9 protein-coding genes are annotated in these 10,098 nt (G+C 71.0%); 3 read left to right on the top strand and 6 right to left on the bottom strand.

The genetic code is table 11. The annotated features are described in order from the left end of the window. Positions 1 to 95: 95 nt before the first annotated feature. Both ACH4DX_RS15625 and ACH4DX_RS15620 read left to right on the top strand, forming a co-directional pair. Positions 96 to 299, top strand: coding sequence for an MbtH family protein (locus ACH4DX_RS15625; protein ID WP_398118988.1), 204 nt, complete (start codon positions 96 to 98; stop codon positions 297 to 299). Positions 300 to 512: 213 nt separating this feature from the next. Then, positions 513 to 1,025, top strand: coding sequence for a GNAT family N-acetyltransferase (locus ACH4DX_RS15620; RefSeq protein WP_398118990.1), 513 nt, complete (start codon positions 513 to 515; stop codon positions 1,023 to 1,025). Here ACH4DX_RS15620 and ACH4DX_RS15615 read toward each other — a convergent pair. From ACH4DX_RS15615 to ACH4DX_RS15600, 4 genes are all read right to left on the bottom strand, one after another. After that, on the bottom strand, positions 985 to 2,061 hold the full coding sequence (locus tag ACH4DX_RS15615) for an acyltransferase family protein (RefSeq protein WP_398155459.1): 1,077 nt from the start codon (positions 2,059 to 2,061) through the stop codon (positions 985 to 987). The genes ACH4DX_RS15620 and ACH4DX_RS15615 overlap by 41 nt on opposite strands. Positions 2,062 to 2,066: 5 nt before the next feature. Next, positions 2,067 to 4,304 carry a PIG-L family deacetylase gene (locus tag ACH4DX_RS15610; RefSeq protein ID WP_398155458.1) on the bottom strand — a complete coding sequence of 746 codons (2,238 nt, stop codon included), beginning with the start codon at positions 4,302 to 4,304 and terminating at the stop codon, positions 2,067 to 2,069. 277 nt (positions 4,305 to 4,581) lie between these two features. Next, positions 4,582 to 5,787, bottom strand: a complete 1,206-nt coding sequence (locus ACH4DX_RS15605) for a PP2C family protein-serine/threonine phosphatase (RefSeq protein ID WP_398155457.1) — start codon at positions 5,785 to 5,787, stop codon at positions 4,582 to 4,584. Then, a complete protein-coding gene (locus ACH4DX_RS15600; RefSeq protein ID WP_398118997.1) occupies positions 5,784 to 7,391 on the bottom strand; it encodes a CHASE3 domain-containing protein in 1,608 nt (535 codons plus the stop codon). The genes ACH4DX_RS15605 and ACH4DX_RS15600 overlap by 4 nt, the downstream gene beginning before the upstream one ends. A 107-nt stretch (positions 7,392 to 7,498) precedes the next feature. Here ACH4DX_RS15600 and ACH4DX_RS15595 point away from each other — a divergent pair, with 107 nt between their 5' ends. Next, positions 7,499 to 8,458 carry a response regulator gene (locus tag ACH4DX_RS15595; RefSeq protein WP_398155456.1) on the top strand — a complete coding sequence of 320 codons (960 nt, stop codon included), beginning with the start codon at positions 7,499 to 7,501 and terminating at the stop codon, positions 8,456 to 8,458. A gap of 196 nt (positions 8,459 to 8,654) precedes the next feature. On the opposite strand, the gene arsB is transcribed toward ACH4DX_RS15595, so the two are convergent. Both arsB and ACH4DX_RS15585 read right to left on the bottom strand, forming a co-directional pair. Then, positions 8,655 to 9,749 carry an ACR3 family arsenite efflux transporter gene (gene arsB / locus ACH4DX_RS15590; protein ID WP_398155455.1) on the bottom strand — a complete coding sequence of 365 codons (1,095 nt, stop codon included), beginning with the start codon at positions 9,747 to 9,749 and terminating at the stop codon, positions 8,655 to 8,657. Next, positions 9,746 to 10,054 (bottom strand): ArsR/SmtB family transcription factor, encoded by a 309-nt coding sequence (locus ACH4DX_RS15585; RefSeq protein WP_398155454.1) that lies wholly within the window; start codon positions 10,052 to 10,054, stop codon positions 9,746 to 9,748. Before ACH4DX_RS15585 ends, arsB begins: the two co-directional genes overlap by 4 nt. Between the last annotated feature and the right edge of the window lie 44 nt (positions 10,055 to 10,098).

Here is a 10,098-nt window from a genome sequence, read left to right as displayed (position 1 = left end):
GGCCACCGACGACAGCCACCGACCCCGCCCCGCGGCCCGCCACCGCGGACCATTCGGTCCCACGGGACCGCACTACTCATCACGGAGAGCCCGACATGGACGAGAACACCCGCTACCAGGTGCTGCGCAACGACGAGGACCAGTACTCGCTCTGGCCGGTCGACGTCGACGTACCCGCCGGCTGGCACCGCGTCGGCAAGGAGGGCACCGAGGCCGAGTGCTCCGCCTACGTGGACGAGGTCTGGACCGACATGCGTCCGCGCAGCCTGCGTGAGCGCATGGAGAGCGCCGGGGCGTAGGCCGCACCGGTGCCGACCCGGGGCGACGACACCGCCGTCCGTCACCCCGGGCACGACCCCGCCTCCCATCCCTTCCCGTCTCTACTCCCGTCCCTTCTCACCCCCCCCACCCTTCTCGTCCCCTCACCCCCCGCAACCCTCGGGCCGCACTTCCCCCGTTCCACAGCGCGGCCGTCTCCACTTTCTTTCCAGTTCTGCTCGAGGAGTTCGCCGATGACGCCGACACTGCACAGCGAACGGCTGGAGTTCGCGCCGTACCGATCCAAGGACGAGGAGGGCTTCGTCACCCTGCTGCGCAACGAGGAGGTGTGCCGCTGGATGGGCCAGGAGCAGGTGCCCGAGGAGGACCTGCGCAAGGCCTTCCGCATGATGCTCACCGACATCTACCCGCAGAACCTGTTCGACGTGTGGGGCCTGTGGCACGAGGGAACATACGTCGGCCACGCGGAGGTCAAGAAGACGGGCAACGTGGACGGCCACGAGCTCATCACGGCCCTCGCCCCCCAGTACTGGGGCAAGGGTTTCGGCACCGAGGTGGTCCGCACCCTGCTGCGCCACGCCGCCGACAACCTGGGCCTCAAGGAGGCCTACGGCATGGTGGGCGCCGAGAACACGGCCAGCCTGGCGATGATCGAACGCCTCGGCTTCCGCCATGTACGGGACGTGGTGGGCGACGACGGGTCGGTCACGAAGATGGTCGTGATCTCGACGACCGACGTGCTGTGAGAACGGCGTCCGGTCCGTCCTGCGCGGCGGACGGCGGCCCGGGTACGGACCGTCGCGGCAGCCGCGGCTCGACGAACGGCCGGAACAGCCACCGTACCGGCGGGGTCGACAACAGGAACACCGCCGCGACCACCGAGACGGTCAGGACGACCTGGCCCACCGGGCCGAGGTCCTTGAGCGCCGGGTAGAGCCCGGCGGCCTCGCCCGCCCGGATCAGCAGGCCGTGCAGGAGGTAGGGGTACATCGTGACGGCGCCGAGCGCGGTGAACAGCGTGCGGCGCCGGGGCACGCAGGCCAGGAAGGCGGCGACGAGGACGGCGCTGAGCACGAAGAGGGCGAGGCGCACGACCAGATAGCGCAGCGGACCCACGCCGAGCTCGGTGTACCCGACGTCCATGGACAGCCAGTGCTCGTCGGGGGCGGGGACGAACAGATAGGCCCCGGCCCCGGCGAGCGCCAGGGCGACGACGGCCCAGCGACGCGCGACCCGCGTACGCAGGAGGGCGAAGTGCTGCGGCCGCAGACCCAGGCCGAGCACGAACCACGGCAGGAACATCAGCACCCGCGGCAGCGCCAGGTCGTAGCCCATCGTGGTCGTGCCCGCGGCGAGGGAGACCAGGACCGCGACGGCCACGGGATGGCGGACGGCACGCCACAGCGGTGCGCTGAGCCGCCAGAGGAACAGCGCGACGAGGAACCAGCAGAGGTAGGTGGGTTCCGTCGGGGTGAGTGCGAAGGGCTCGCCCCGCACCGCGCTGTTCGTGGCCGCGTAGGCCGTCTCGAAGAGGAGATAGGGGATGAGCACCCCTTCGAGCAGGCGGCGCATCTGGTCGGGCCGGGCGGTGAAGCGCTGCGAGAAGTAGCCGCAGAGCAGGATGAACGCCGGCATGTGGAACGCGTACACCACGGTGTGGACGGCTTGCAGCGCATGCGTGCCGCTGACGATCTGCTCCCAGGAGTGGCCGAGCGCGACCAGCACGATGAGCAGGAACTTGGCGTTGTCGAAGAAGGGGTCGCGCGTGTCCGGGGCACCCATCGGCATCACGCCCTCGATCGGGCGGGCGCCGGGGGTTCGACCGGTTGCCAGGGCGCGAGACGTCCTCCTTCACGCGTGGCATGGGTCCAGTACAGGCGGCTGTCGAGGCCGAGCATGGTGAGCGCGACGCCGCCCGACGCCAGGGGGGCACTCGAAGGGGCACCGGCGAGCAGGACACCGGTGCGGTTCCACTGAGGCCGGTGCCTGGCGGCGCCGGACGTGCCCCAGGCCGTGGCGACGTCACCGGTGGCGGACCGGGCGGCCAGCAGGACACCGCCCCAGTCGTTGGAGGTGACGCTCACCGGGCCGTAACCGCCCGCCCCGCCGAAGTCGGTCAGGTCCGCCGACTGGTGGGCGGTCAGCGGCTTGCGGCCGCCCCGCGACGCCGCGGCGGGGGCGAGGCCGTCCGCGTGCAGACGGGCGCCGCGTACGTTCCCGGAGTCGGGTACGCGGTAGAAGACCCGGACGCCGTCGTCGTCGGGGCGGACGGTCAGCGGCAGCGTGGTGGGCGGGAGCCCGGTCGGCAGCGGGCCGCGGACCAGCGCGTCCGGCTGGTCCTGGATCCAGGCGAGGACGGTGTGCGCGGTGGCGGCGAGAACGTAGGAGCGTCCCGAGCGGTCCGTCGCGGCGACCGGGTCGCCGTACACCGCCTCGCCGCCGAGGCCGCGCCAGGGCGTCCACTGCCCGTCCGCCTGCTGCACGCGGGTGGTGAGCTGGTGACTGCTGTCACGCAGGTACACCGTCACCGTGCCGTCGCGGTGCACCGCGACGGCGGGCGAGCTGATGTCGTTCGTGCCGATCTCGTCGGACACCTCCGGGGTGCCGAGGGATCGCCACGGCCCGAAGGCCCCGTCGGGGGCCTCCTGGAGGACGAAGCCCACCTCCCTGCGGTAGTCGGCGGCGCGGGCGCCGAACAGGGTGCGGGTGCCGAAGACGGCGATCCGCCCGTCGGGCAGGACCACGGGGTGGATTCCCGTGTCGATGCCGGTGTCCTTCAGGAGCGTGGGTCCCGTCCAGCGCTTCGTGCTCCACCGTGCGCCACCGCCCGGCCGGTGCCAGTGCGCGATCCGGCCGTCCAGCACGGCGAACGCCCGCAGGCTGTCGCCCTTGCCCGCGAGCAGCCAGCCCACGCCGGTGTCCCCCGCGTGGTGGATGCTGTACGACCAGCGGTGCTTCGGGCGCGCCGCGACCTTGATGTCACCGCAGCCCGCCGGGTCCTGGCAGGTGTTTCGCGAGGCGTCGCTCCAGGAGTACGTCTCCAGGGTGCGGGCCTTGGACGCGCCGGACGCCGGGTCCAGGGCCCGGGGCAGCCCGCCGTTGAAGTACCCCATGTAGGTCTGCACGGAGAAGTGGGGGCGCGAGCCGGTGGCGGCGTAGCGGGCCAGCGCCTGCTGCACGAACCGGGCACCGAAGCGGTGGTCCTGGTGGTCGGCGCACTTGAGGTTGCGGTCGAGCCGTCCCGGCGTCGGGTTCTGCATCCGCACCTGGGTCGGCTTGAAACGCTCCAGATGGCCGGTCAGGGTCCGGACGAGCTGTTCCCGTGTGTACGAGAAGTCACGGGTGACCAGGCCGCCGTGCACGAGCTGGGAGCCGAGCGCTGCGATCCGGCCGTCCCACAGGCCGTGCAGGCTGTGCGGGCGGTCACCGGTGATGCTGCCCGCCTCGTGCAGCAGCATCCACACCAGGTGGATGTGCGGGTACCCCTGGAGCGTGTCGAGCTCCGCCTGCCCGCCGCCCGCCGTGGCGATGACGCTGCGCCGCCACGGGTGGTCGGTCCGGCCCGTGACCATCTCCGCGTAGGCGGCGCGGATGCCGTTCTGACGCGCCTTGGCGTACTTGCGCCAGTCGCGCGCGGGCCGGGGCCGGCCGCGGTACGTGCCACGCCGCGGCGCGTTGATGCCGTTGGCCTCGCCCGACGTCAGATAGATCGTGGCCACGGGCCTGCCGCTGCGCAGCGCCTGGCCGACCTCGGGATTGATGAAGAACAGGTCGTCGTCGGGGTGGGCGACGATCTGCACGATCGACTCCGTGGTCTTCGGCTGCGGCCCGGAGGCCGCCCACGTTCCCGAGGGCGCCGCCGTACTCAGGTCCGGGGGCTGGTGCGGGGTGATGGTCCCCGCACCCTCGTCCGAGCGGGCCGCCACACCGATGCCCACCCCGATGGGCGCCACGGCGCACAGCAGGGAGGCCGCGATGACGTCACGACGGGTTGCTCGCGCGAAGCCGCGCTTTTCGGGGTGCATAAACGGTGTTGCCTTGTCTGACGTACCGGCCACTCGGCCAACAGCTCCTGGGATGGACTCCTTGATCACCGAAGAAGATGCCGTGGGGGCGGCCAGGGTTGTCCTCGGTGATCTTCCTCACGTGACGGGGATGTGAACACCGCGCACAGGTGAGGGGAACGTGCGTATGACAAAGGGAGACGTGAGAGGCCTTTCCGTACCCCGGGCAAGTTGGCTTCGGCAAAGCGAAACCCCGGAGATCATGTGCTGAAGGTCGTCGGGGCGGCGGTGCCGGGGCTCAGTGGCGGGCGGTCCTGCCACCCCAGTCGAGGCGGAGCACGGCGACGTCGTCGGAGTGCTGCCCGGCGTTCAGCGCGTGGGTCTCCTTGATCAGGAGATCGACGTGGGCGGCGGGGTCCGCGGGCGCGAGCTTCCCGATCAGGGCGAGCAGCCCTTCGACGCCGAGCCGCTCGCCACTCGCCCCGTTGTGCCCCTCGGTGAGGCCGTCGGTGTAGAGGGTGAGGGCCCCGGCGGCCGGGAGCCTGACGGTCGTGGCGGGCCAGCCGTACAGACCGGGGGCTATGCCCAGGGCGATGCCGTGGGCGGCGGGCAGCTCCGAGGTGCCGTCGGCCGTGGTGAGGAGGGGCTCGTGGTGACCCGCGAGGTGCAGGACGGCGGTGCCCGCGTCCTGGTCGAGGGTGAGCAGGGTGCAGGTGGCGAAGAGCAGCTGGCTGCCGCGCTCGGCGATCAGGATGCGCTCCATCAGGCGCAGCAGATCGTCGCCGCGGTGTCCGCCGAGGATCAGGGAGCGCCAGGCGATCCGCAGGCACACCCCCAGCGCGGCGGCATCGGGGCCGTGCCCGCTCACATCGCCGATGACGGCGTGCAGCAACCCGTCGTCGCCCTCCACCACATCGAGGAAGTCACCGCCGAGCAGGGCCAGTTCGGCACTCGGCAGATAGCGGGACGTCACGCGCACCGTGGAGGTGTCGAGCATGGGCTGGGGCAGCAGACCGCGCTCCAGGCGGGCGTTCTCCTCCGCCCGCAGCCGGGCGGCCTGGGCCTCGGCGCTGGCGCGTTCGGTCCGGCTGCGGTAGACGGCGTAGCGCACCGTGCGGCGCAGCAGGTCCGCCTCGACCTTGCCCTTGACGAGGTAGTCCTGCGCCCCGGCGGCCATGGCGTCGGAGCCGGCCTGGGCCTCGGAGAGACCGGTCAGGACGATCACCGCGGTGTGCGGGGCGAGGCCGCGGACGGCGGCGACCGCCTCGATGCCCGACACGTCGGGCAGGTGCAGGTCGAGCAGGATGCAGTCGATCGTGCTCCCGGCCAGCTCGGCGCGGGCCTCGGCCAGGGTGGTGCGGGTGGTCAGCTCGAACCGCAGCCCCGTGTCGTACAGGAGCTCCTCGACGAGCAGGGCGTCACCCTCGTCGTCCTCTATCAACAGGATGCGGTACAGCGGTTCGGCGGCGGTACCGCCCGGTGCGGGGGACATGGATGAGGTCATCTCACCTGCTCCGTGCCCGCGAGGGCGTCCTCCGGCAGGGGGGACGGGCCGGAGCTCTCCGGCGGCTCGGGCGTCAGGGTGAAGACGATGCGGGCGCCGCCGCTGTGGGCCGGGTCGACGCCGATGGTGCCCCCGTGGAACTCGACGATCTTCTTGCACATCGCGAGGCCGATGCCGCTGCCGCTGTAGGCGTCCTTGGTGTGCAGCCGCTGGAAGATCACGAAGACCTTGTCGGCGTACTCCGGTTCGATGCCGATGCCGTTGTCGGTCACGGTGAACCGCCAGAGGTCGCCCTCCCGCGCCGCCGTGACATGGATCCTCGGTGCTTCACCGGGACGGCGGAACTTGACGGCGTTGCCGATGAGGTTCTGCCAGAGCATGCCCATCTGCGTGGGGTCGGCGACCAGGGTCGGCAGCGGATCGTGGGTGATCGACGCGCCGGACTCCTCGATGCCGACGCTCAGCGAGGACAGCGTCTGCTCGAACACCTCGTCCAGGTCGACGCTCTGGTGGGACTTGTGCAGCCGCCCCACGCGGGAGAAGTCGAGCAGGTCGTTGATGAGGGTCTGCATGCGGTTGGCCCCGTCGACCGCGAAGTCGATGTACTGGTCGGCCCGCTCGTCGAGCTGCCCTCCGTAGCGCCGCTGGAGGAGCTGGGTGAAGCTGGAGACCTTGCGCAGCGGCTCTTGCAGGTCGTGCGACGCCACGTACGCGAACTGCTCCAGCTCGGCGTTGGAGCGTTGCAGGTCGGCCGCCTGCGCGTCGAGGCGGACGCGGGCCTCCTCGGCGAACGCCAGCTCCTGGACCAGGCGCCTGCGCATGGAGTCGATGTCGCTGCTGAGGCGCCGCAGGTCGGCGGGGCCCGTCGGGGAGATGGGGTGATCGAAGTCACCGCCGCCGATGGTGCGGGCGTCCGCGCCGAGCTGTTCCAGCGGCCTGTTGATACCGCGGCGCAGCCCTTCGAAGATGACGGCGGTGAGGACGAGGATGACAAGCCCGATGGCGCTGAAGACCCAGTTGCGCAGGGTCATCGTGGACATCAGGTCGTCCCGCGCATGCAGCCGGTTCGCGCGCAGCCGGTCCTGCTGGTGGCTCAGGGCGGCGCGCACCTGGTCGAAGGTCGCCTTGCCCTCCGCCGCCCGCTCGGCGGCCAGCCGCGAGGGGGCGCCGGGCTCCGCGGCGGCGATGGGCCGCGCGATCCGCTCCTGCCACCTCGCCACGGACTCCTGTACGGCCTTCAGGTCGTCGAGGCCGGTGCTGTCGCCGTCGAGCAGCTCCGTGAGCTGCGCGGTGCTCGCCTTCTGCTCGGTGACGCCCCGCTCGTAGGGCGTGATGAACTCCGGCTTGCCGGTGAGTCCGTAGCCGCGGATGCCGGTCTCCTGGTTGAGTACGGCCGACTCCAGGCGGATCGCGGTGGTCAGCGCGGGGGACCGCACGTCCACGAGGTCCTTGCTGAGCGTCCCGGTCCTGGCCAGGACCCAGGCTCCGGTCGTGCCGAGCAGGGCCAGGACCACCAACGACACGGCAGCCCCGGTGCGAAGCCACCGCCGGGTCGTCCACAGGGAGATTCCCCGCGCACGCGGTTGCTTCTGCTCGCCGGTCATCCTGTGGGCTCCTCGCTGTGACTGCCGCCTTGAAGTGCAGCCAGGACACTCTAGAGGGCGACAACGGTTGTTGTCGCGCGGGTGATCCGGGACCTAGAGTGCCAGGTATGCCAGGCACGAACTTCGTACTGCGGGCCTCCCCGCAGGAGACCGCGGCCATCGCGGACGCGGCGGTCGGCCACCTCGCGCAGCGCCTAGCCCGCCGGCTCATCGAGACCCCGGCGCCCGCGGGCCCGGGGGGTGGCCCGGTGCCGGGCGGTCCGGCAGCGGGCGCTTCGGCAGCAAGCTGTGCGGCGGTGGACTTCTCGGCGGCGAGCGTTCCGGCGGTGGACTTTTCGGCGGCGAGCGGTTCGGCGATGGACTTCTCGGCGGCGGACGTGCTGCCGCTGGACTGTCCGGGGTTCGGCGATGGCTCCGCGCCGGGCGAAGGACCGGAGCGGGCCCTGGCCCTGCTGCACCTGCTCGACCACCTCCAGCAGGCCACCGAACGGCTGCAACGGGAAGTCGCCGTGGCCGCCGCCCGCGCGGGCGCGGGCTATCCACAGATCGGCGCCGCCTGCGGCGTGACCCGGCAGGGCGCCCGGCGCCGCTGGCCGGGACTCTTCAACCACTCCCACGAGAAACGCTCGGAGCGTCCGATGATGACCACCCCCGCCCGCCCCTTCGACGTCCTGCTCGTCGAAGACGACATCGCCGACGCGATGCTCATCGAGGAGGCCCTTTCCGAGCGCGGGGCCCGCAACCTGGTCCAGGTCACGGACGGAGTGGCCGCGCTCGAACACCTGCGTTCGCCGGACACCGTACGCCCCGACCTCATCGTCCTCGACCTGAACATGCCCCGGATGAACGGCCGCGATCTGCTGAAGGTCCTCAAGACCGACAAGGACCTACAGACCATCCCCGTGGTCGTCCTCACCACGTCCACGGCACCGGAGGACGTGACCGGCGCGTACAGCAGCCACGCCAACGCCTATGTGACCAAGCCGGTCAACCTGGAGGAGTTCGAGCAGGCCGTCCAGAACATCGACGCCTTCTACCTCGACACCGCCACCCGCCCCCGCCCCTGACCACTCGGTCACCCGGCTGCCGCGAGAGCGGCGGGGACCGAGCGGCCCTGACCGTAGCCGGTCAGGGCCAGGAAGGCGGGGGCACGGCCGTTTCTCGCCGCTCGCCGAGCCGGCGCCACCGCCCGAGCCGCGCAGGTGGGCATCCAGCCCCGCCGACGACCACCGCGCAGAGGTGTCGTGTCGCAGAGGTGTCGTGTCATGGAGCCGGTCGGTCCGAGGCCACGAACTTCTTCCGCCAGGCCAGGGACACGTATACCAGCGCCACCAGGACCGGTACCTCGATCAGCGGGCCGACGACGCCCGACAGGGCCTGGCCCGAGGTCACGCCGAAGGTGGCGATGGCGACGGCGATGGCCAGCTCGAAGTTGTTGCCCGCCGCGGTGAAGGCGAGGGTGGCGGTGCGGTCGTAGGCGAGTCCGATGGCCTTGCCGAGGGCGAACGTGCCGAACCACATCACCGCGAAGTACACGAGGAGCGGCAGCGCGATACGGGCGACATCGAGCGGCTGCGAGGTGATCGTCCTCCCCTGGAGGGCGAACAGAACGACGATCGTGAACAGCAGCCCGTACAGGGCCCACGGCCCGACCCTCGGGAGGAAGTCCGCCTCGTACGCCGCACGCCCCAACTTCCGCTCGCCGATCCGGCGGGTCAGGAAGCCCGCGACCAGCGGCACCCTGAGGAAGACGACGACGTTCAGAGCGATCTTCCCCATGGAGATGTCGAGGTGCTCGCCGTCGCCGAGGCCGAGCCGGTCGGGCAGCAGGTCGAGATAGAACCAGCCCAGCAGGCCGAACGCCAGCACCTGGAAGACCGAGTTGAGGGCGACCAGGACGGCGGCGGCCTCGCGGTCACCGCACGCGAGGTCGTTCCAGATGATGACCATGGCGATGCAGCGGGCCAGGCCGACGATGATCAGGCCCGTGCGGTACTCGGGCAGGTCGGCCAGGAAGATCCAGGCCAGCGCGAACATGATCGCCGGGCCGAGCACCCAGTTGACGACCAGCGAGGAGACCATGAGCTTGCGGTCGCCGGTGACGGCGTCCAGCCTGTCGTAACGGACCTTCGCGAGGACCGGATACATCATGATCAGCAAACCGAGCGCGATCGGAAGCGAGATGCCGCCGATCTCGACCTTCGCGAGCGCGTCGTCGAGGCCGGGGACGAGCCTGCCGAGTCCCAGGCCGACGGCCATGGCGACGAGGATCCACACGGCGAGGAAGCGGTCGAGCGTCGACAGCTTCTGGACTACCGAGGCCCCTGCGGTGCTGGTGGTGGCTTCGGCGCGGGTCACGGGCAGGCCCTCTTGTTGTCGGAGGTGCTACGAGCGGTCTTGGCCAGGTCGGCGAGCCGACCGGCGAGCGAGGCGATGACGTCCGGCCGCAGCCGGTAGTAGGTGAACCGGCCGCACGGCTCCGTCTCGACGACTCCGGCCTCCCGCAGGACTCTGAGGTGGTTGGAGAGATTCGTCTGCCGGGCGCCTGTCTCCTCCACCAGGTGGGTGGTGCACAGCGTCTCGCGGGCCAGCAGGGTCACGATCTTCAGTCTCAGGGGGTCGGCGAGGACTCGGATCAACTCAGTCTCGACTGATGTCAGCATGGACTGATACTGTCACACCAGTATTGGCTGCGATGGGTTGGCAT

The sequence above is a fragment of the Streptomyces sp. NPDC017940 genome (assembly GCF_044328435.1).
Classification (GTDB): Bacteria; Actinomycetota; Actinomycetes; order Streptomycetales; family Streptomycetaceae; genus Streptomyces.
This window is presented reverse-complemented; position numbering and strand designations above follow the sequence as displayed.